General features: G+C 64.0%; 19 protein-coding genes and 1 pseudogene. 11 read left to right on the top strand and 9 right to left on the bottom strand.

Annotated features, from left to right (window positions below; genetic code table 11):
* Positions 1-51 precede the first annotated feature (51 nt).
* Complete coding sequence (locus ACZ5KP_RS06210; RefSeq protein ID WP_460921010.1) at positions 52-1,224, top strand: mandelate racemase/muconate lactonizing enzyme family protein; 1,173 nt, start codon at positions 52-54, stop codon at positions 1,222-1,224.
* 54 nt (positions 1,225-1,278) lie between these two features.
* Here the strand turns inward: ACZ5KP_RS06210 and ACZ5KP_RS06205 are convergent, their stop codons facing one another.
* Positions 1,279-2,064: an SDR family NAD(P)-dependent oxidoreductase gene (locus ACZ5KP_RS06205; RefSeq protein WP_460921008.1), complete on the bottom strand. Its 786-nt coding sequence runs from the start codon at positions 2,062-2,064 to the stop codon at positions 1,279-1,281.
* Between the two features lie 286 nt (positions 2,065-2,350).
* Here ACZ5KP_RS06205 and ACZ5KP_RS06200 point away from each other — a divergent pair, with 286 nt between their 5' ends.
* The 5 genes from ACZ5KP_RS06200 to ACZ5KP_RS06180 all read left to right on the top strand — a co-directional run bounded on the left by ACZ5KP_RS06200 (position 2,351) and on the right by ACZ5KP_RS06180 (position 7,602).
* On the top strand, positions 2,351-3,640 hold the full coding sequence (locus ACZ5KP_RS06200) for an ABC transporter substrate-binding protein (protein ID WP_460921006.1): 1,290 nt from the start codon (positions 2,351-2,353) through the stop codon (positions 3,638-3,640).
* A gap of 23 nt (positions 3,641-3,663) precedes the next feature.
* The gene (locus ACZ5KP_RS06195) at positions 3,664-4,617 is read left to right on the top strand and encodes a carbohydrate ABC transporter permease (RefSeq protein WP_460921004.1); all 954 of its coding nucleotides are present in this window, start codon (positions 3,664-3,666) and stop codon (positions 4,615-4,617) included.
* Positions 4,618-4,620: 3 nt separating this feature from the next.
* Complete coding sequence (locus ACZ5KP_RS06190) at positions 4,621-5,559, top strand: carbohydrate ABC transporter permease (protein ID WP_460921002.1); 939 nt, start codon at positions 4,621-4,623, stop codon at positions 5,557-5,559.
* A 110-nt stretch (positions 5,560-5,669) separates the two neighbouring features.
* Positions 5,670-6,464 carry a creatininase family protein gene (locus tag ACZ5KP_RS06185; protein ID WP_460921000.1) on the top strand — a complete coding sequence of 265 codons (795 nt, stop codon included), beginning with the start codon at positions 5,670-5,672 and terminating at the stop codon, positions 6,462-6,464.
* A 76-nt stretch (positions 6,465-6,540) separates the two neighbouring features.
* On the top strand, positions 6,541-7,602 hold the full coding sequence (locus ACZ5KP_RS06180) for a lactonase family protein (protein WP_460920998.1): 1,062 nt from the start codon (positions 6,541-6,543) through the stop codon (positions 7,600-7,602).
* Positions 7,603-7,705: 103 nt separating this feature from the next.
* Here the strand turns inward: ACZ5KP_RS06180 and ACZ5KP_RS06175 are convergent, their stop codons facing one another.
* On the bottom strand, positions 7,706-8,863 hold the full coding sequence (locus ACZ5KP_RS06175; protein WP_460920996.1) for an ABC transporter ATP-binding protein: 1,158 nt from the start codon (positions 8,861-8,863) through the stop codon (positions 7,706-7,708).
* A 504-nt stretch (positions 8,864-9,367) separates the two neighbouring features.
* On the opposite strand from ACZ5KP_RS06175, the pseudogene ACZ5KP_RS06170 reads away from it, so the two are divergent.
* A pseudogene (locus tag ACZ5KP_RS06170) lies at positions 9,368-9,867 on the top strand (hypothetical protein).
* A gap of 170 nt (positions 9,868-10,037) precedes the next feature.
* Here ACZ5KP_RS06170 and ACZ5KP_RS06165 read toward each other — a convergent pair.
* The 4 genes from ACZ5KP_RS06165 to ACZ5KP_RS06150 all read right to left on the bottom strand — a co-directional run bounded on the left by ACZ5KP_RS06165 (position 10,038) and on the right by ACZ5KP_RS06150 (position 14,879).
* Entirely contained in the window at positions 10,038-12,587 is a 2,550-nt protein-coding gene (locus tag ACZ5KP_RS06165) for a PAS domain S-box protein (RefSeq protein WP_460920994.1), read from the bottom strand.
* Between the two features lie 108 nt (positions 12,588-12,695).
* Positions 12,696-13,451: an ABC transporter permease gene (locus ACZ5KP_RS06160; protein WP_460920992.1), complete on the bottom strand. Its 756-nt coding sequence runs from the start codon at positions 13,449-13,451 to the stop codon at positions 12,696-12,698.
* A complete protein-coding gene (locus tag ACZ5KP_RS06155; protein ID WP_460920990.1) occupies positions 13,448-14,185 on the bottom strand; it encodes an ABC transporter permease in 738 nt (245 codons plus the stop codon). Before ACZ5KP_RS06155 ends, ACZ5KP_RS06160 begins: the two co-directional genes overlap by 4 nt.
* On the bottom strand, positions 14,178-14,879 hold the full coding sequence (locus tag ACZ5KP_RS06150; protein ID WP_460920988.1) for an ABC transporter ATP-binding protein: 702 nt from the start codon (positions 14,877-14,879) through the stop codon (positions 14,178-14,180). The genes ACZ5KP_RS06155 and ACZ5KP_RS06150 overlap by 8 nt, the downstream gene beginning before the upstream one ends.
* Before the next feature lie 395 nt (positions 14,880-15,274).
* Between ACZ5KP_RS06150 and ACZ5KP_RS06145 the strand changes: the two genes are divergently transcribed.
* Both ACZ5KP_RS06145 and ACZ5KP_RS06140 read left to right on the top strand, forming a co-directional pair.
* Complete coding sequence (locus ACZ5KP_RS06145) at positions 15,275-17,545, top strand: copper-translocating P-type ATPase (protein ID WP_460920986.1); 2,271 nt, start codon at positions 15,275-15,277, stop codon at positions 17,543-17,545.
* A 51-nt stretch (positions 17,546-17,596) separates the two neighbouring features.
* Positions 17,597-17,803: a hypothetical protein gene (locus ACZ5KP_RS06140; RefSeq protein ID WP_460920984.1), complete on the top strand. Its 207-nt coding sequence runs from the start codon at positions 17,597-17,599 to the stop codon at positions 17,801-17,803.
* A 703-nt stretch (positions 17,804-18,506) separates the two neighbouring features.
* On the opposite strand, the gene ACZ5KP_RS06135 is transcribed toward ACZ5KP_RS06140, so the two are convergent.
* From ACZ5KP_RS06135 to ACZ5KP_RS06125, 3 genes are all read right to left on the bottom strand, one after another.
* Positions 18,507-18,923, bottom strand: coding sequence for a PIN domain-containing protein (locus ACZ5KP_RS06135; protein ID WP_460920982.1), 417 nt, complete (start codon positions 18,921-18,923; stop codon positions 18,507-18,509).
* A 9-nt stretch (positions 18,924-18,932) separates the two neighbouring features.
* Positions 18,933-19,163 (bottom strand): hypothetical protein, encoded by a 231-nt coding sequence (locus ACZ5KP_RS06130; RefSeq protein WP_460920980.1) that lies wholly within the window; start codon positions 19,161-19,163, stop codon positions 18,933-18,935.
* 256 nt (positions 19,164-19,419) lie between these two features.
* The gene (locus tag ACZ5KP_RS06125) at positions 19,420-19,617 is read right to left on the bottom strand and encodes a CopZ family metallochaperone (protein WP_460920978.1); all 198 of its coding nucleotides are present in this window, start codon (positions 19,615-19,617) and stop codon (positions 19,420-19,422) included.
* Positions 19,618-19,870: 253 nt separating this feature from the next.
* Between ACZ5KP_RS06125 and ACZ5KP_RS06120 the strand changes: the two genes are divergently transcribed.
* Positions 19,871-20,242 (top strand): SHOCT domain-containing protein, encoded by a 372-nt coding sequence (locus ACZ5KP_RS06120; RefSeq protein WP_460920976.1) that lies wholly within the window; start codon positions 19,871-19,873, stop codon positions 20,240-20,242.
* A gap of 119 nt (positions 20,243-20,361) precedes the next feature.
* Positions 20,362-21,165, top strand: a complete 804-nt coding sequence (locus ACZ5KP_RS06115; RefSeq protein ID WP_460920974.1) for a DUF1801 domain-containing protein — start codon at positions 20,362-20,364, stop codon at positions 21,163-21,165.
* The last annotated feature ends 30 nt before the right edge of the window (positions 21,166-21,195 follow it).

Raw genomic sequence — 21,195 nt, 5'->3', positions numbered from 1 at the left:
GATACAATATCTATGGAAAAATTTAAGAGAGTAGTTACTCAACCGCGCCCTGTGCAAATCACAGACGTAGCGGCGACGCCTGTCTCTGTGCCGCTTTCGCCGATCGAAGACGGTGGTATCGCACCGTACAGGACGAATCACGGGGAGCTCTACGCGATGGACCGTATCCTCGTCAGGGTCGATACCGACGAGGGGTACACTGGATGGGGCGAAGTACGATCGTTCCTCTCCCCGGAGGCCACCGTTTCCGTCATCGAGGACGGCGTCGCACCGATGGTCGTCGGCCAGTCGCCGTTCGAGCTCGAACGGTTTCGTCGGCAGGTGTTCATCGAGTATACGAACGCGAACATGTTCTTCGCGCCCGTCGAAACTGCCTGCTGGGACATCGTTGGCCAGGCGCTGGACCGCCCCATCTACGAACTCCTCGGCGGTTGGACCGCAAACCACCAGACGAACATGCGACACCGCGAGCACGTCGCTCAGGACAGCGACGCCGGCTCCGTCGAGTTCGCTTACGCGCTCGGCATCTTCCCGCCGGAGGAGTCTCGCCAGTACGCACGCCGTGCCCTCGAGGAGGGCTATTCGGTGCTGAAGACGAAGGCTGGCCGAGACTGGCAGACGGACGTGGAACGCATCGTCGCGATGCACGACGAAGTCGACGGCCAACTCGAGTTCCGAATCGATCCGAACCAGGGCTGGACGCCCGAAGACGCAGTGCGCGTGGCCGCCCAGCTTGAGGACGCCGGCGTCTACCTGCAGTACGTCGAACAGCCGATCCGTGTCGACAACCACGGCTCGTTCGAGGCGCTCCGTAACCGCACGGCACAGCCCGTCGCTGCCAACGAGGACACCTACATTCCGCGGAACCTCCGACAGATGATCGACCGGAGCGCCATCGACGCCGCCGTCTTGGACATCACGCCCGCCGGCGGGATCGCGGGCGTCCGGCAGCTCGCGAGCATCGCTGAGGACGGTGGCATCTCCGTTGCCCACCACTGTGCGTTCGACCTCGGCATCCGGACCGCTGCGATCCTCCATACTGCCCACAGTACGCCCGCGATCAACCTCCCCAGCGACACGGCGTACTTCGGCTGGGAGGCGGACGTCATCGAGGATCCCTTCGAGATCGACGAGGGGAGCATCGCCGTTCCGGACGATCCTGGTCTCGGGATCACCGTCGATCAGGACGCGATCGATCGATATCGGATCGACGACGCAGCATAGCCGCGTCGTTGTCGTCTCGCCAACGTCGTAAGAACAGAATCGGTGTGACGGTGTCTACACCCTGTGCGCCGCCCAGCCGCCGTCGACGTAGATATCCGCGCCGTGAACGTAGCTCGCCTCCTCGCTCGCGAGGAACGTGACGACGTCGGCGATGTCTTCGGGTTCACCGAACTCCGGTAGCAGCGTCTGTTCGCGGCTGATCGCGATCGACGACTCGTCCTGATAGTCCTGGATCGGGGTCTTGACGTAGCCCGGCGAGACGCAGTTCACGTTGACGTTCTCCGGCCCGAGTTCGACCGCCAGATCTCGCGTCATATTGACCTGTCCGGCCTTCGCTGCGGAGTAGGCCGGCCCCGATCCTCCCTCTGTGGCGTTGACCGAGGCGATGTTGACGATGTCTCCCTCCGTCTCTTTGATGTGCGGGATCGCGTGCTTACAGCAGAAGAAGGTGCCATCGAGGTCGACGCCGATCATCTTGTTCCAGTCGTCGATGGAGGTCTCCTGGGAGTCACCGACGACCGAGATGCCGGCGTTGTTGACGAGCACGTCGATCTGCCCGTAGACGTCGAGCGTCTCCTCGACCATCGCCTCGACTCGCTCGTGGTCGGAGACGTCCGTCGAGACGAAGACGGCGTCACCGGGCGTCTCCTCGCGCACGTACTCCTCTGTCGGGACGGTCAGGTCCTGGTCGTAGTGTTTCCCCTGATTGGGTTCGTTGCTTCGTGAGGCACAGACGACGTTGGCACCCTCCTCGCCGAACGCCTGGGCGATCCGCCGGCCGATTCCACTGGAGGCACCGGTAACGATGACTGTTCGATCCTCGTGTCGGGCTGAGCTCATTGACGGTGCGTACACCGAATTACCAGATCCTCATTAACGTTTGCGTCGGCGCTGCGATCCAGTTGCCGACCTCTCTGTGGCGATTCTCAGCGGCTTTTCCCCTGCTCGCCCGTCGTGCTCGACGTCGAAATACGTCTACAGTCCGGCGTTTCCGATCGTGATCGTCGGCGCTATAGATCTGGGGGCAGCCCCGCTACCCGGCGCTTGCATCGGTCCGGTACGACCGCCAAACACATTTGAAAGATGGTAAAAAGATATAATAAGGGAGAGTTTAAACTGGCTGTCGATGCCGACGAGACGACAGTTCATGACGACCGCAGGTACGGGTATCGCCGCGGCTGTCGCCGGATGCGCAGGCGACGGCGGCTCCGGCAGCGGCGGGGAGATGGAGATCATGATCGCCTGGAGCGGTGGCGACGGTGCCACTGCCTTCGAAGCGATGCACGACGGGTTCACGGACGAGTACCCCGACGTCGCTACCACGATCAACAACAACCCCGGTGGTGCAGGGACCGGCCTCGCGACCGCTCTCGACACCCGGATGTTCAACGAAGACCCGCCGTCGACCTGGGGTTTCTTCACGGGGCCGCAGCTCCAGCCCTTCGTCGACGGAGGGCTGATGGGGAGCATCACGGAGGACGTCTGGGAAGAGGAAGGGCTCACCGAGGTCGTCCCGGAGTACCTCCAGCAGATGTGCGAGTTCGAGAGCACCGGATACGTCGCCGTCCCGCTCGAGTTCAACCGGCTCAACAACCTCTTCTACAACGTCGACGTCGTGGAGGAGGCTGGCGTCGATCCGACCTCGATTTCGTCGCCGACCGAACTCATCGACGCGATGGACACGATCGAGAGCGAGACCGACGCGAACGGGCTCGCGACGTCGACTCAGGGAACCTGGGTCGTCCTTCAGCTCTGGGAGTCCATCTACGTTGGCGAGAACGGCTACGACTCCTACCAGTCGTTCCTGGAGGGGAACGTCGCGGAGAACGAGGCGGACGTGAAGGCTGCGCTGGAGGTGCTCGCCGAGTACCGAAGCTACTGGAACGACGACGCAGCGTCGGTCAACTTCTCGGAAGCGATCAGCGACTTCATGGGTGGCGAGGCTGCCTTCCTCAATCAGGGCGCCTGGGCTGTCGGGAACTTCAGCCAGTCCGACGAGTTCAACTACGACACCCACTGGCAGTCGACGCCGATCCCCGGCACCGACGACGTGTTCATGGGCCAGAACTCCGGGTTCATGTACCCCGAGCCCCAGCCGACGCCGGAAGCGACCAAACAGTGGCTCCGGTACGTCGGGAGCAAGGAAGCCCAGGTCCGGTTCAACGCGATCAAAGGTGGCGTTCCGTGCCGGAACGACATCGAGATGGACGGCAGCGGCGAGTACACCTTCAACGGGTACCAACAGACCCAGTACGAGGAGTTCCTCGCTGCCCAGAACCTCACTGGCACGATCGCCCACAACAACGAGGTGCTCCCGCAGATCGCCTCGAACGTCTCGGGCGTCTTCTCGACCTTCAAGAGCAACTGGAACGTCGATCAAGCGTACAACGGTCTCGTCGACGCCTTCGACGTCTAATGGCAGGATTTCGACGGTAACGCATGGACGAAACTACCGAGGGATCCACGAGCGATCGAACGACGCTCACCGGTCTGCTAGGGCCGATAACCCGGCGTTTCCGCCGAAACGAGTTCCTGCAATCGCTCCCGTTTTTGCTCGTGCCGACGCTGTTGCTCGGCGTGTTCGTGTACGGGTCGATTCTCTGGAACGTCGTTCTGTCGTTGACCGATTTCCGAGGGTTCGGCGATCCCGACTACTCCTCGCTCGACGTCGAACTGTACCGACAGATGCTGAACGACCCCACGTTCATCACGGCCGCCAAGAACACCGTGATGCTGATGGGAGGGTTCACCGTCGTCTGTCTGCTCGTCGGGCTCGGTCTCGCGATCCTCATCGACCGCGAAATCAGGTTCGAGGGCTCGCTACGGACGATCTATCTCCTCCCGATGAGCCTCTCCTTCGTGGTGACCTCGATCTTCTGGGCGTGGATGTTCAACCCCTCGAACGGCGTGGTCAACTATCTGCTCCGGACCGTTGGCTTGGATTTCCTCGCCAACGACTGGTTCGGCGATCCGGCAACGCAGCTGTGGGCGATCATGATCGCGCTCGTGTGGCAGTTCAGCGGGCTGGCGATGATCATCTACCTCGCCGGACTCCGCAAGATTCCGACCGAGCAGTACGAGGCCGCACAGCTCGACGGGGCTCCCGTCTGGATTCGCTACCTCAAGGTGATCATCCCGCAGCTCAAGACGTCGACGTTCTCGGCGATCGTCATTCTCCTCCTGTTCTCGCTGAAGGCGTTCGACTTCATCTACGTGCTCTACGGCGTCAACCCGGGGCCCGGAGCCGACATCCTCCCCGTGATGATGTACCGAGAGGCGTTCGACGCGAACAACTGGGCGTACGGGTCCGGTATCGCGGTGGTCCTGCTCGTCGCGACCTTCGCCGCGATCGTCCCGTACCTCTACTATCAACACAAGAAGGACCTCCTCTGACCCATGACTGATCCATCCCACTCAGACGACGCCGAATCGCGGATTGCGAACGCACTCGACGGGACGTCCTGGGTCCGTGCTGGTCTGTACGCGAGCCTCTTCGCGATCGCAGTGCTGTACCTGCTGCCGCTGTGGTCCGCGGTCGCCACTTCGCTGAAGACCGTCACCGGGTTCGCCAACACGGCGCCGTTCGTCCCACCCGGCTTCGAGCAGTTCACGCTCGATGCCTGGTCGTCGGCCTGGGAAACGCTGAATCCCTCGATCATCAACAGCGCGATGTTCGTCATTCCGGCGACGATCATCGTCCCGATCCTGGGCAGCCTGGCGGCGTTCGGACTGACGATCACGAACTGGCGGGGCCAGCTGGCGCTGTACACCCTGTTCATCGCCGGCATCTTCGTCCCGCTGCAATCGGTGCTCGTTCCGCTGTCGATCATCTGGAGCAACGCGAGCGTCGAGGCGACGTTGGCGAGTCTTGGGCCACTGAACGTCTGGGAGCTTCCGTACACCCAGCGGTACCAGGCGCAGTTCATCGAACTGGCAGTGACCCACATCGCCTTCGGCATTCCGCTCGCGACGCTGCTCTTCCGGTCACACTACAAGGACATGTCCGAAGAGATGATCGAGGCGGCTCGCCTCGAAGGCGTGAGCATCTACCGGATCTACCTGAACATCGTGTTGCCCCTCTCGCGACCGGTGTTCGTGGTCGTGATGATCCTGGCGTTCACCACGATCTGGAACGACCTGCTGTTCGCACTCGTGCTGGTCAGTAACCCGGCGGCGGAGCCGGTCACCGTGACCTTCTCCGGCATCGCTGGCGCGAAGGTCCAGCAGTTCAACACGATCATGGCGGGTGGCTTCCTGACCGCGCTGCCCACGCTGATCGTGTACGTCCTCTTCACCAGGCAGTTCGCAGAGGGATTCAGCCAGACTGGCGCCTGATCCCCCTTCGATTTCCCACGGAACCACCATGACGTGTTCACACCAGCCGACGACCGTATCGACGAGGAGACTCACCGAGCATCGACGTCCGGAATCCGGGGTGACCGCTCGTGTACCGTGAGCTGGGGGCCTCGTCCGATTCCTGGGCGGGGAAGTCCTACCCTGAGATCGTCGAACTCGCCGAGCAGCCCGGCTCGGTCCTCGTGATCCCCGTCGGAAGCGTCGAACAACACGGCCACCATCTCCCCGTCGCGACGGATACGATCCTCGTCGACGCGGTCGCCCACGAAGGTGCGAGGCGGGTCCGCGAAGACGTGCCGATCCTGCTGACGCCCCCGGTGTGGTCGGGCTTCTCGCCCCACCACATGGCCTTCGGCGGGACGATGTCGCTGTCCCACCGGACGCTCCTGACGGTTCTCGAGGAAGTGGCCGACACGGCCCTCGAGAACGGGTTCGATGCTGTGCTATTCTTGAACGGGCACGGCGGCAACACAGCCGTGATCGGCTCGGTCGTCAACACCCTCGGCAACCAGCGGCCTGGCAACGAGGTGCTCGGACTGACGTACTTCGAACTGGCCGAACCGTTCGTCGACGAGGTTCGCGACAGCGACACCGGCGGGATGGCCCACGGTGGCGAGTTCGAAACGTCGCTCATGGCGCATCTCCGCCCCGACCTCGTCGGTGACGGCGAGGCGATCTACTGGGAGGACCCCTACGACCTGGCCGGCGACGACCTACTGGAAGGCGGTCCGCTCTCGGTCCATCGGCCGTTCACGGCCTACTCTGACACCGGTGCGATCGGCGATCTCGATCTCGCGTCGTCGGAGAAAGGCGAGGAGCTCTACGATCTCCTCGGCGCGGAACTCGCCTCGCTGTTCCGCGCGATCAACGAGCAGAATCGGTAGCTGGCCCGTAGCGACGAGGCGGCGGTTTTGGTGCTCGACAAGTAGATTGAGGGTTCTGGACGTCGAGAGTCGCGTTGTGCACTACAACGCAGTTATCGGGACCTACAGCGAGCACGGTAGCGAGGGCATCTACAGCTGCGACGTCGAGTTCGAGGCCGATGCGGAACCGGGTGCAGGCGTTTCACTCGAGCAGCGATCGGTCACCGAGCACAGCGAACATCCGACGTTCCTCGCAGCCCACCCCGACGAGCCCCTGGTCTACGCCGTCCACGAGATCGAGTCTGGTCAGGTGTCGGCCTATCGCTTCGAAGACGACGGTGCGCTGGCGAAACTCGATCAGCAGCGAACCGGTGCCGCCGGACCGTGTCACTGCAGCGTCCATCCGTCTGGTCGATATCTCTTCGTGGCACAGTACGCGGGTGGTGCCGTGTCGATGCTTCCCGTCGAGAGCGACGGCACCATCGGCGCCCCCGTCGAGGTAATCGAGCACGACGGCTCGGGACCGAACGCCGACCGCCAGGAGGCTCCGCATCCTCACTCCGTCGTCTGTGGTCCCAATGGGACGTTCCTCTACGTTCCGGATCTGGGAACCGACGAGGTGGTGGTCTACGAAATCGACGCCGGTAGCGGCTCGCTTGTACGCACTGACGCCGTCCGGACCGACCCCGGTGCCGGCCCGCGTCACTTCGCGTTCCATCCGACGAGATCTCTGGCCTATCTCGTCACCGAGCTCGGGTCCACGATCGTCGCGTACGAGTACGACGCGTCCACGGGGGCGCTCGACGAAATCGGGACGACGTCCACCCTCCCTGCATCCTACGACGACGCCAACCAGACCTCGGAGATCGCCGTCCATCCGTCAGGTGAGTGGGTCTACGTGGCGAACCGCGGCCACGACAGCATCGCGGCGTCGGCCGTGCGGGACGACGGCAGTCTCGAACTCGTCGAAACGGTACCAACTGGCGGCGCGTGGCCACGGTACTTCGCCATCGATCCGACGGGGCACCTACTGTTCGTCCAGAACAGGGAGTCCGACGACGTCGTCCCCTTCCGGATCGACCCCGACGACGGCACGCTGCGTGAGGCCGATGGGCGGCTATCGGTACCCGCTCCATCGTGTATGATCTTCCAGGAGTAGTCGGTCGTAGCGGAGGGCGGCCGTCCACCGATCGGTGGTGGTCTCGAGTCCTGTCGGAGTTCGAAGGGAGAATGAGCGGTGTACTGTCGGATCGAGCGGTCCGCTAGGGAGCGGAGTTCGCAGGCTGGGCGCCGTCGAGACCGTCCACGTCACCACTCGCCTCGGCGCTCCGAATAACCTCGCCCGTCTTGGCGTCGAAGACGTGGATCGCGTTGTCGGGCACTTCGACTGTGACTTCGTCTCCGTCGTCGACCGTCGGTTCCCCGTCGACGACGACGGTTAACTCGGCCGCATCGCCCTCGGTCTCGACGTAGACGTTGCTCTCCTTGCCGAGATGCTCGGTGACCGTGACGGAGCCCTCGAAGCTACTAGCGTCGGCTGGGGGCTCCTCGGAGATCGAGAGCTCTTCGGGTCGCACGCCGACGATCACGTCCCCGTCTGTCGTCCCGTCGCCGATCGGTTCGGCGAACTCGTGTTCGAAGCCGCTCGTCGAGATGGTCGCGTCGTCGAGCGTCATCTCCACGAGGTTGATCGAGGGCTCGCCCAGGAACTCCGCCACGAACGTGTTCTGGGGTTGATGATAGCACTCGGCTGGCGTTCCGTACTGCTGGAGTTCGCCGTCGTCGAGGATCGCGATCTTGTCGCCCATCGTCATGGCCTCGGTCTGGTCGTGCGTGACGTAGACCGTCGTGACGCCGAGGTCCTCCTGGAGCTGCTGGAGATAGGTTCGCATCTCTGCCCGTAGCTTTGCGTCGAGATTGCTGAGGGGTTCGTCCATCAGGAACGCTTCGGGGTTCCTGACGATCGCTCGACCCAGGGCAACTCGCTGCTGTTGCCCGCCCGAAAGGTCTGCCGGATGCCGATCGAGGAGATCGTCGATTCCCATCATTTCGACGGCGTCTTCGACCTTCTCGTCGATCTCCTCGCTCGAGTGGTCGGTCGCGTACTTGAGCCCGAAACTCATGTTCTCCCGGACCGTCATATGCGGATACAGCGCATAGGACTGGAACACCATCGAGACGTTCCGGTTCTCGGGAAGCTTGTCGGTCATCCCCTCTCCGTCGAGCCGAATTTCACCGTCAGTTACGGATTCGAGTCCAGCGATACACCGGAGCGTCGTCGTTTTGCCACAGCCACTGGGCCCTACGAGGACGACGAAGTCCCCGTCCTCAATCTCGAGATCCAGCTCGTCGACTGCGGTGACAGTTTCATTTTTGTCAGAAAACTGTTTGGTTACACTATCGAACGTTATAGCTGCCATGGAGTTCGATTTTCGCTCTTCACAAGTAAGTATTGTGGTCACCGACGGTATGCCGATGCACCGTCGTCGGTGAGTCGTGGACGGTTTGGATATCTCCGGACTGTCAATAATATTGGATTAATTATGGTAAATATATAAGAAATAGATATATTATCTGTAGAATATATTTCTTCCTCCAGATCAGCCTGCCAGTTGGGTCTTCACTCTCTCATTGTTCCGCAACTCCCTCGTACTGCCGCCACATACCTGGCCCCTTGAATCTGCGATCGAGGCCACCGGAGACGCATGGAACTGTTTCCCGCTTATTTCTCATTGAATGTCCGCTTTCCCGTACTGGCAATCAGGCGAGCGAGTAGCGGGTTTGAGCAGGATCGAGTATCTACCGGATCATCCCTGTACTTATCAGAAGAGTTGAGAATTAGAAACATAATATTATATTGACTATATTTATCTTATTTGACTGGTGGCTTGGCTGGCGGTCGACGAGGTGGCCGTCGACGACGCGTGAGTTTGCTCCACCTCACCGAAACCGGGTTCGTCGCAATGGGGCAGCCATTGAACAGCCGGTACCAGGCGGTCCGGAGATTCGCCCGTCGGAGGAATGTCACGTTCGTTCTGCCGGAGCGGGTCTACGACGAACTGACCGTTCCCGACGCCAACGTGGAAGCCCCGCCAGTCGCCACAGCGATCGACGACGGATGGGCGACTGTTGGACCACCGCTCGAGTTCTCGGTGCCGATCGTCTCGCGGACAATGAAGGCGTCCAGCGATACATCGCGAACGTCGACGATAGGCCTGCGGACGAGGTCGATTGGGCGGACGCCGCGCTCGAGGCCCTCGCCGTCCAACACCTCAGTGCAGGCACGGCGACTGCCGTCTACATGACCGATATCGCAGCCGAAGAAGGTGCTAAGACTGTGCTCGCGAGCGAGGGATACGAGGACTCGGTCACGTTCGTGAACGGCTTTCGGTTCATCGACGATCTGGTAACAGCCGACGGTTGAGGGCTCCCGGCATCGGCACGACCGAGCCTTCATCGAACGCGTAGCCACCGAGAAGTGAGGACGCTGCTTCTCCAGATCGAATGTCAGCTCGACTTGCTCTCCGTTCTTGAGGGCATCCTTTGCAGGGACGGTTTCGGCGTCGAATATGACCAGCCCGGGTCCACCCGTCCTCACTCCGCGACGCCGCCGGGGATGACGAGCGTCACCTCGCTCCCCTCGGATTCGGTCTCCTCGAACCGTAGGGTGCCGCCTGTGCGGTTCGCGATCCGCTTGACGAGCCAGAGCCCCATCCCGCTGCTGTGGACGAGCGGATCGATCGGCGAGTCGTCGCCGATCACGCGCCGTTCCTGTGGCGGCATGCCCGGGCCGTCGTCCCGGACGCTAATCCTGACCGTGCCGTTGTGGTGGTGGGCGCCGATCGACACCGTCGGCTCGTCCCGGTCGCTGTGGACGATCGCGTTGGTCACGAGCTCCTCGATTGCGCGGACGATCTCCGGGATCGCGACGATCTGGAGGCGCTCCGGGAGGTCGTATGCTACGTCGGCCTCGGGATAACGCTCCTCGAGCCGATCGACCATCGCCGACACGGTCTCGCAGAGGTCGATGCGTTCCGGCGGCGACTGGTCGGTCAGCAGTTCGACGATCTCGCGTTCCTTGTCCGCCTGCTCGAGCACCCGTCGCGTCGCCGCAGTGATCGTCGTCGCGTACTCGGCGATCTCGCCCTCGCCCTCGCGTTCGATCATCTCGGCGTAGCCCAGCACGACGTTGAGTTCGTTGTTGAGGTTGTGCCGGAGCATCCGATCGAGCGACACGAGCTGGGTCTCCCGCTCGCGTTGCTCGGTGAGGTCCCGCATCGTCTCGACGACGCCCTGGACCGAGCCGTCTTCCTCGACCAGCGGCGAGAACTGCGCCTCGAGGACGCGCGTCGGCTCGTCGGGTCGCGATCGCGTCGTCCGGTAGCGGGTGGTCTCGCCGTCGAACGCGCGTTCGAGGTACGGTCGCGTGGTCTCGAAGGCTTCCTCGTCGAGGGTATCCCGGAGGGAGGTGTCGCGGAGGGTCTCCTGGTCGAGCCCGTAGTACTCCCGGTAGGCCCTGTTGGCGAAGAGATACTCGAACTCGTCGTCGATGGCCACCATCATCTCGCTGGCGTTCTCGATCGCGAGCTCGTACTGCCGGAGCCGCTCCTGCCGTCGCTTCCGTTCGGTGACGTCGCGGGCGGAGACGACGATCGACTGGACGCTTCCATCGACGTCTCGCACCGGTCGGAACACGCCCTCGATCGAGCTTGTCGTCCCGTCGGGAAGCGTAAACTCCGACTCGAACTCGACGTACGATCCCGCGGCCGCACGATCGATCCACTCGCGGACCGTGGACTGCGGAACGTTCGGCCGTCCGATCCAGTCCGTCGTCCACAGCGGCGATCCGAGCGCGGCCGACGGTGCCGTGTCGATGAACTCCACCGCCCGCTCGTTGACGTCCAGGACGGTCCCGTCGGTGTCCAGCAGCGCCGCGAGGATGTTCGGATCGTTGAAGATCGAGTCGTACCGGCGCTCGACCCGTTCGAGTTCCCGTTCTCGCTCGTGTCGGTCGGTGACGTCGGAGATGAACCCCTCGAGGACCCGCTCGCCGGTATGTGGGGTCACGATCCGGCCGCGTTCCCACATCCACCTCGTCTCCCCGTTGGCGGTCTCGATCCGATAGGTGACCTCGAACGGCTCGTCGCGATCGATGGCCTGCTGGACGGTCTCCCACATCCCCTCGCGATCGTCGGGGTGGATGACGTCCTCGCCCCAGACGACCCCACCGGACTCGATCGCCGCCGGATCGTAGCCGGTGATGGCTTCGCACTCGCCGCGGACGACGTCCATCGGCCACCCCGGTTCGTTCCGACTGCGATAGACGATGCCGGGGAGGTTGCTGATGAGCGTCTCCAGCCGACGCGCCTCCTCCTTGCGCTGGGTGAGGTCGCGGAGGATCCCGACGAACCGTCGCTCGCCGTCGTGGTCGAACTCGCCGAAGGAGATCGACAGCGGGAGCTCCGTTCCGTCGGCGCGACGCCCGGTGAACTCAACGTCCGACCAGTCGCGTCTGCGCTCGCCCGTCTCGAGATACCGGTCGAGCGCGTCGCGGTGACCGTCCTGGTGGCGCTCGGGCACGAGCGTGGAGAGTGGCTCCCCGAGGAGCTCGTCGGGATCGTAGCCGAACAGCTCCCGAACGGCGGCGTTGGCGAACCGGATCGTGCTGTCGGCGTCGACGGTGACGATCGCGTCGGCGGAGTTCTCGGCGATCGCCCGGAGGTGGGACCGACTCCGCTCGGCCTCGCGCTCCGCCCGGTAGCGGTCGGCGAGGTTCGTGATGCGGTTGGCGAGCACCGCGTACTCGTCGTCGCCGTGGCGGGCGCGCTGGTAGTAGTCGCTCACCCCGGCAGTGATCGCCTCGCTGGCGACGTCCTCGGAGCCACGCGCCGTGAACAGCACGAACGGGAGCTCGGGGTACTCCTCGCGGACTGCCTCGAGGAACGCGAGCCCGTCCATGCCGGGCATCGCGTAGTCCGAGACCACGCAGTCGAAGGTCGCCTCCGCGAGGTGGTCGAGCCCCGCCTCCGCGTTGCTCGCTGGCGTGACCTCGAGACGGTCGTTCTCGCGTTCGAGGTAGTTCGCTGCCGTCTCGGGATAGTCCGGCTCGTCGTCGACGAGCAACACCCGAATCGGCTGACGCATTCCCCAGATGTCTGTCGCCCACCCTGATAGGGTTTATCGCCGTTTCTCCGGGGTTCGGCGCTTCGAGGGGTCCGGTCGGTGGGTGGGAATTCTCACCGCGACCGAGTGCTACCGCTGCGACACGGTCAGCCGACCGAAGACGACCACCACCAGCCCCACAACCACGGACAGGTAGCCAAGCGTCCACCCCAGCGACGCCAGCGTGTCCACCTGGGCGGTGACCCCGACGTCGACCATGACGCGAACGGGGTGGTAGCCCGGAAGGAGTTTCATCCACCAGTCGGGCGCGGACTGGACGAACAGCGGATCCTGGAAGAGGCCGATGTCCAGCATCGGGACGGTCAACATCACCCACAGTCCGGCGAGTCGGTCGACCGCGGCGCCGACGAGCATGCCGAGGAGTCCGTAGAGGACGGTCAACAGGAACATCGCGACGACGAACGGGGCGACGTGTTCGGGCGTGAAGTCGACGAGCATGACGCCGACGGCGACGGCGGTGACGACGGCCGAGATGACGGTGAGGACGCCGAGGCGGGCGACGACGAGCTGTCGCGTCTCGTAGCCGGCGACGACCAACCGTCCGTCGGCGTCCTGGGCGTCGTTCATCAGGAACAGCCCCGCGAGCCCCGCGATCAGGGCGCTCGTGATCGGCGTCATGATGACGCCGTGGACGGCGGGCATCGGCACGGAGACGGTCGTCGTCTCGCCGCTCTCGATCGTCCGGACCGGCATCGAGACGTCTTGGGTCACCTCGAAGGAGAGGGTGATGAACAGCACGGGCAGGGCGAGCAGCAACGCCACCAGCAGGTAGTTGCGGGCGTGCTCACGGAGGCCGATGGCGAACGCCACGCCGGCCCGCGTCATCTGGAGTCACCTCCGGCGAGCCGCATGGTCCGTCCGAACACGACCGTCACGACGAGGAGGAGTACGCCGACGTACGCGCCGACGAAGACGAGATCGCCGGTCGCGAACGTCCCCTCGAAGGCCGCCGCCTGCAGGAGCTCCTTGGGGTGGTACAGCGGGAAGTACTCGACGAACCCCGGGACGTCGCTGGCGAGGGGGCTGTCGCCAGCCAGGAACGCGTCCATCATCGCCAGGAAGACGACCACGAGCGACCCCTCGAACAGCCGCGGGAGGACGGCGCCGACCAGTGCCCCGAGGAACGCGTAGACGAGGCCGGCGAGTGCGAGGAAGGCAAAGGTCAACAGCGGCGCCTCGGGGGAGACGAGCACTGCCAGCACCGCGAAGTTCACGGCCGCCACGACGACGGTGATCGCCGCGAGCGTCGCGAGGCGCGTCGCCAGCAGCGTCAGCGGCGGGTAGCCCACCTGTACGAGCCGGCGGTCGGCCGAGCGCGCGCTGATCATCTGGACGAGCCCGAGCAGCCCGGCGACGATGGCGACGCCGAAGATCGCGCCGAGGAGCCGGCCCAGCTCGAGGGGCACCGCCTCGACGGTCGGCATCGTCGGGAGCCCCGCCATCGCCTGGCCCCACCCCTCGATGACGACGAGCGGGACGAGGACGGCGAGGACGACGTTCAGCGGCGTTCGCACGAACGCACTGACGTTCGCGCGCACGCCCGCCGCCACCCTATGCACGGTCGTCACCCCCGTGATCGGTGACGTCGTGGACCTCTCCTTCCCGGAGTTCGTACACGCGGTCGAGGCGGTCGCGCTCCTCGATGAGGTGGGAGATCATCGCGACGCCGGTGCCGTTCGCCGCGAGGTCGGCCGCCATGTCCCAAAACCGCTGGTAGGTGTCCCAGTCGAACCCCGTGTAGGGCTCGTCCAGAAGGAGCACGTCCGGATCGTGCATGAGCGCGACCCCGAGGTTGACCTTCTGCCGGTTTCCGCCGCTGAGCTGGTCGATCCGGTAGTCGAGATACTGCTCGAAGTCGAGTTCGTCGGCGAGCCTGTCCCTCGCTTTCGCGATGGCCTCGCCGTCCATGCCGTAGCCCGTCCCGAACAATCGGAACGTCTCCTCGACGGTCAACCGATCGTACAGCACTGGCTCCTGGGGACACCAGCCGATCGACCCGAACCGATCGACCGTACCAGCGTCGGTCTCGAGCACGCCGACAAGGGCGTTCATCAGCGTCGACTTCCCCGAGCCGTTCTCGCCGACGATGCCGACGACCTCGCCGGCGCGGATCTCGATGTCCGCTCCGGTGAGCACCGGAACGCGGCGCGTGAACGGAAGGCGCGATCCGTAGGCCTTCTCGAGGCCGGTCGCCCGGAGCAGGACGTCAGCTTCGTCGTCGGTCCGTTGCCGTGGTTCGGCGTCCGTGCTCATATGTGGAAGAACGGGCGCCTCCTTCAACCGGTTTACTGCTCGCAATCCAAAGCGAACGCGGGTATTCACCCCTCTTCGCGAATTCATTTTCGACAGAATATCGACGAACTGGAGTATTCTATCCGGAGTTTTGTATCCAAAGCCTCCGGCGTCGTCCGGAACAGGTCCGTGGTTCGAAAGCCACGTGGGGCGCCGAAGACCCCCTCATACGCAGAATCCCGGGTCCGGCTCTCCCGCTCGCCCGTCGCGGAGCGCTCGACGGCCGCGAGGGGGACGTGGCCCCCTACGACGCACTCCTCGAGCACGACCGTGTGACTGCCCCGGAGGTCGTCGGGAACGCCGATCCGTACCAAACACTCAGGATGCTGCCGGGACAATCCGGAGGGAGATGACGCATGGACGACTCCCAGGGTACTGATGAGAACGCAGCGGGAGGAGGGGACGGTGGCAGTCATCACGATGGGTCCGACGAGCACGAGGAGACGCCTGCTGAAGCCGGTGCGGAGCGGATAGAAGAGGAGCGACTGGCTGACGAGGCGCACACCGATACGGAGGGGGCGGCGGTGTCACACGACCAGCACGAGCACGGCGGCGATGGACACGGCCACGGGGAGGACGGCGGCCACGAGGGTCACGACGGCCACGGCGGGATGCACGAGGGCCACGAACAGCTGTTCCGGCGGCGCTTTTTCGTCGCGACGCTGCTCTCGATCCCGGTTCTCCTCTACAGCGAGACGCTGCAGGGGTGGCTTGGCTTCTCCGTCCCGTCGTTCCCGGGCAGCGAGTGGATAACGCCCGTCTTCGCGGTGATCGTCTTCGCCATCGGTGGGGTTCCTTTCCTCCGGATGGCGGCTCCCGAGCTCCGCGACCGCTCGCCGGGGATGATGACACTCATCTCGATGGCGATCTCCGTCGCCTTCGTCTACAGCCTGGCGACGGTGGCCGCCGACCTGGGCGAGGCGTTCTTCTGGGAGCTGGTGACGCTGATCGACGTCATGCTGCTGGGTCACTGGATCGAGATGCGGTCGATCCGGCGGGCGTCGAGTGCGGTGGACGAACTCGCCAAGCTCATGCCCGACACGGCCGAGCGGATCACGGAATCGGGCGAGGTGGAGGAGGTGTCGGTCGAGGAGCTCTCCGAAGGCGACCTCGTCCTCGTGCGGCCGGGCGCGAGCGTCCCCGCCGACGGCGTCGTCGAGGAGGGTGACTCCGACGTCGACGAGGCGATGATCACCGGCGAGTCGAAGCCGGTGTCGAAGGCGCCCGGCGACGAGGTCATCGGCGGCACCGTCAACGGCGACGGCAGCCTCCGCGTTCGCGTCGACGCCCTCGGCGACGACACGACGCTCGCGGGGATCGTGCGTCTCGTCGAGGAGGCCCAGCAGAGCAAGTCCAAGACCCAGGTGCTCGCCGACCGGGCGGCAGGCTGGCTGTTCTACGTCGCCGTCGCCGCCGCGGCCGTGACCGGGGTGGTGTGGACGCTCGCGGTCACGTTCGACGCTACGGTGATCGCCCGCGTCGTGACGGTGCTCGTCATCGCGTGTCCGCACGCGCTGGGGCTGGCGATCCCGCTCGTCGTGGCGATCAACACGTCGCTGGCCGCCCGCAACGGGATGCTCATCCGGGATCGCATCGCGATGGAGGACGCGAGAAATCTCGATACGATCGTCTTCGACAAGACCGGCACGCTCACCGAGGGCGAGCACGGCGTCGTCGGCCAGGCGACCGTCGACGGCGTCGGGGACGAGGAGGCACTTGCGCTAGCGGCCGCCGTCGAGGGTGATTCCGAGCACATGATCGCCCGCGCGATCCGCGAGGCGGCCAGCGATCGGGGCGTCGACGTCCCGGATGCGCGGGCGTTCGAGGCGATCAAGGGCCGGGGCGTCCGGGCCGAGGTTGATGGTGAGGAGATCTACGTCGGCGGGCCGAACCTGCTGGACCAGCTCGAGAGCGACGTGCCCGTGGAGCTGGAGTCGTTCGCCGATGACGCAGGCGAGAACGCCCAGACCGTGGTGTATCTGCTTCGTGACGGCGACCTGATCGCCGCGTTCGCGATGGCGGACGTCATCCGCGAGGAGAGCTACGCGGTCGTCGACGCGCTGCACGGACTGGGCATCGAGGTCGCGATGTTGACCGGCGACTCCCAGGACGTCGCGAACGCCGTCGCCGACGAGCTGGGGATCGACACGGTGTTCGCCGAGGTCCTGCCCGAGGACAAGGACGTGAAGATCCAGGAGCTCCAGGACCAGGGCAAGCTCGTCGGGATGGTCGGCGACGGCGTCAACGACGCGCCGGCGCTGACGCGGGCCGACGTCGGCATCGCCATCGGCAGCGGCACCGACGTCGCCGTCCAGTCCGCCGACGTGATCCTCGTCCAGAACAACCCCGTCGACGTGGTGCGGCTGGTCAAACTGAGCACGGCCAGCTACCGGAAGATGCAGGAGAACATCGTCTGGGCGGCCGGCTACAACGTCTTCGCCATCCCGCTTGCGGCGGGCGTCCTGGCGCCGATCGGCATCCTGCTCTCGCCCGCCGTCGGGGCGGTGTTGATGTCGCTGAGTACGGTGATCGTGGCCATCAACGCCCAGCTGCTCCGGCGCGTCGACCTGTCGGTGCCGGGGCTGTCTGGCGGCGTCGCGTCCGGGGGATCGACCGCGGCGGACTGAGCGCCCCTGGCACGCGAAACGGTTTCTGGGTCCGACCGCGTAGTGACGGGCATGTCGACCACGATTTCGACGCCCGAACCGGACCAGTCCTGTGCGTACTGTGGGTCAAGCATCTTCGATCACGACCCGATCTGCGTCCGGGACTGCACCGACGACTGTGGCTCGCCGACCTACTTCTGCAACTACGCGTGCCTGGCTGCGTACGTCGAGGCGAACGACCTCACGACGGGCGATGCCTGCGAGTGGTCGCCCGAGTAGCGGACCACGGGGAGGGTTTCGTCCGGCTTGAGCAGAGATCTACTAGTAGAGGGTTCCGAAGCAGCCGATTCCCGTAGCGGTCGTGATGGGGAACGATCTATATCGGTGAATCGAAACCTCTCTGACAGCTATCATGCTACCTTCCGAGACACAGAGTGGACGCAGCAGAGCTATATTCTTCGTTCCAGCACAGCAACGATGGTACAGCCGTTAGATAAGTGTGCAAACCGAACGCCAGAAGGTTCATCAGTCCGCATTTTGGTGAAATGGTATGGATGGCCTTCAACGAAAGCGGATCACGGATACTCTCCCTGAGTCAAGTATTGTACTCATTGGTCTCTTACTCGCTGCCGGTGGACTTCTATTCCGAGATTCAATTGGAATCACGCCACTTCTCATCGCAGTAGGAATTGGACTTGTCATCTCCGGAACGGTGTATATTACTGCAAAAGGGCCTCAATTGGCTCGGCTTTCGCTTGCTTTCGTATCACTCGTCGCTGTCCAACTAGTTGCCTTCAGCGGTGTCGTTCAGTGGATTGGCGCCGTAATGATTGGTATCATTGTCGCCGCCATTTCGTACACTCGATTATCGAGGTAGATGGTGCGTGAGCACCCTGTATTGAACGGTTCAATCTGTGATGACTGGCGAGGTATACGAACTATTCTATGACATCCTCACCAAAAAAAGTAATCGCAGAGTGAGTCAGAACGTGTCGAACGAGTCGATCACATTGCTCGTCGAGTACGTTTCGACCACGTCCTGTTCGTCGAAGTCGGAATCGTCACTCCAGATGGCCGCACCGCGGGCGATGGCACACGCCAGATAGAGCACGTCGTCAGGGTCGATATCGCCGATTGCGTCGTCTGCCCGCTCGATGGCCGGATGGAACTCCTCAGCAGGAACGACTTCGACGTACTGGAACAGGAGGTCGATGAACTGCGCCACTCGGTCCGCACTCATCCCGGATTTCTCCACAATCAGCTCCTCGTACTTCTCGATTTCGTCGGAGACGAACGCTGGTGTCAGCAGGTCCGGTTCGAGCGTGACGATGAGCTCTCGTGTTTTCGAATCGGCGATGAGTGCTGAGATGACGACGTTGGCGTCGATGACCAGCTTCATTCGTCGTGTCTACGCCGATTCTTCGTCAACGCGCTTCCGTCCACTCTCGTTGATCTTCTGGGCGATTTCCTGCACGTCGCTCTCGGTCAGTTCGCTCTCGCCGGTGAGTTCGTCCATCACTTCGAGCGTCTCGATCTTGTCCTGGATCGCCTGTCGCGTGACCTCACTCCAGTTGATTTCGGGATGTTTCTCCATTCGCTCTTTGAGATCGTCGTCCACGTTGACCGTGATACTGGGCATACAGATATCTATAAGGACACAGAATACTGTGTCTTTCGATGCATCTCTGCTCCCGATTTCGGCCGCCTCACATAGCACAGGACGATTCGTTCGATAGTCGAATCGGAGCCTGCAGGGCCCATCGGACTCCTACCTGTTTAGAACCAATAACGGACGCGACAACGGTACACACTTGCGTTGAGCTGTCTTCCTTGACATCCAGGAACCGAGAGGGATGGGTGCGGTCGGGTCCGGCCGAAGCCGATTCGTTCGCGGTTCAGGCGCTGGCCTCGTAGCCCGCGTCCTCGATCGCGGCGACGAGGGCGTCTGGATCGGCGTCGCCCTCGACCGTCGCCTGCTCGGCCTCGCGGTCGGCGGTCGCGTCGTCCACGCCGGCGACGCTCTCGAGTGCGTCCTCGACGGACTGCTCGCAGTGGCCACAGCTCATTCCTTCGACGGTGAGCGTTCGGGACATCGTGTGTACTTCGTGCTATCGGCCTTTCTCGATTCCGCTTTGGAATCCGAAGTGAGCGAGTGTATCGATTCGAGGCGCCGTTGCGGGCGATCGGGCCGGATTCGCAACTCGTGCTCCGATCGATCGGTCGTCGCGCTCCCGATTCCAAACTGATTCGCACGTCCCTGTTTGCTCGCCGAGGAGCAACCGCATTGAACGGTGCACCCGTAGACCTAGCTAGGGCGCCCACTCCGGCGGATCGGCGCTGATTCCCATGACAACCGACACACCTGACCGGCAACTCCTCTGGATCGTGCTCGCGATCGTCGTCGTCCTGTTCGTCTTCCCGGTGATCGCGATGGGGTTCTGGATGATGGGGTCGGGCCCGATGATGGACGGCGGGAGCGGTCACATGTGGGGAATGGACGACGGGGCTGCCGGCTGGCTGTTCGTCGTCGGGGCAGTCTTCCAGTTGCTGTTCCTGGCTCTCGTCGTCGGCGGTGGCTACCTCGGCTACAAGGCGTTGACGTCCGAGTCGGACGCCACCGACCCCGCCATCGAGGAACTGCGCACGGCGTACGCCCGCGGCGACCTCGACGACGAGGAGTTCGAGCGGCGGCGCGACCGACTCGAATCCGATCGATGACGCCCGCAGCTGGGACGCGAACAGCTACGTGCAACGAGCCCGATCGCTGATCGAGAAGCGTTGAGGGTGGGCACTGACGTCGGGAACCTTTGATAGTCCCAGTTCGCCTACTGGGTGACATGAGCACGTCCGACCCGCTCACCGCCCAGCGGGTGTCCGATCTCGTGCTGGCGAACCGCGTGATCAGAGCACCCCACTACGACAAGACCCACGACGAGGGAGTCGAGTTCACGGAGCCGGAGAAGGGGCTCCAGTGGGGTGCCGACGCGATTCCAGCGCTGCTGGGACTGTTCCGCGTGGAGCCGGCCCCCGGCGACGATCCCGACCGCTTCGTGGGCTTCGCTCGCCACTGGCGCGGCGGGACGCTGCGACTGGACGTCGATCGCTTCGTCGCTCCCGAGGAACCCGAGCCGATCCTGGTCGTGACTGCGATGGCGGGCCGGGCGGGCGAGGACTCGATCGCCGACGAGGCGTTCGGGGAGATCGAGCTGCCCGCGGAGCTCCCGACGGAGACGGAGTGGGACGAGCGGAGCAAACGGTACCAGAACGCTCGACGGAACGACGACACCGACGGTGCGGCGGCGGTGCAGGCCTACGTCACAGCCCTCCCGGGCTGGAAGCGCGAGATCGCGACGCGCTTCGACGAGCTCGTTCGGCGCGAGGTCCCCGAGGTTCGCAGCGCCGTGCGCTACCACCAGCCGTTCTACGGCGTCGAGGACCGGGGTTGGTTCGCGTCGGTCACCGCGCTGAAAAACGACGTGAAACTGACCTTCGTGGCCGGATCGTACCTCGAGCCCGAACTGCCCAGTGCGCCGGCTCCGGACCGACAGTCACTGGCCGTAAGCGAGGCGGAGTCGCTGGACGAGGAACAGGTCGCCGCCTGGGTGCGCCAGGCCGCCGAGGATCCGGGGATGAACTGGTAGGGAAAGACTGGCAGTCTGTACAGGCACGGC

It is taken from the genome of Salinarchaeum chitinilyticum (assembly GCF_055390775.1).
The sequence above is the reverse complement of the archived record's forward strand: the minus strand, read 5'-3'. Positions and strand labels throughout refer to the sequence as shown.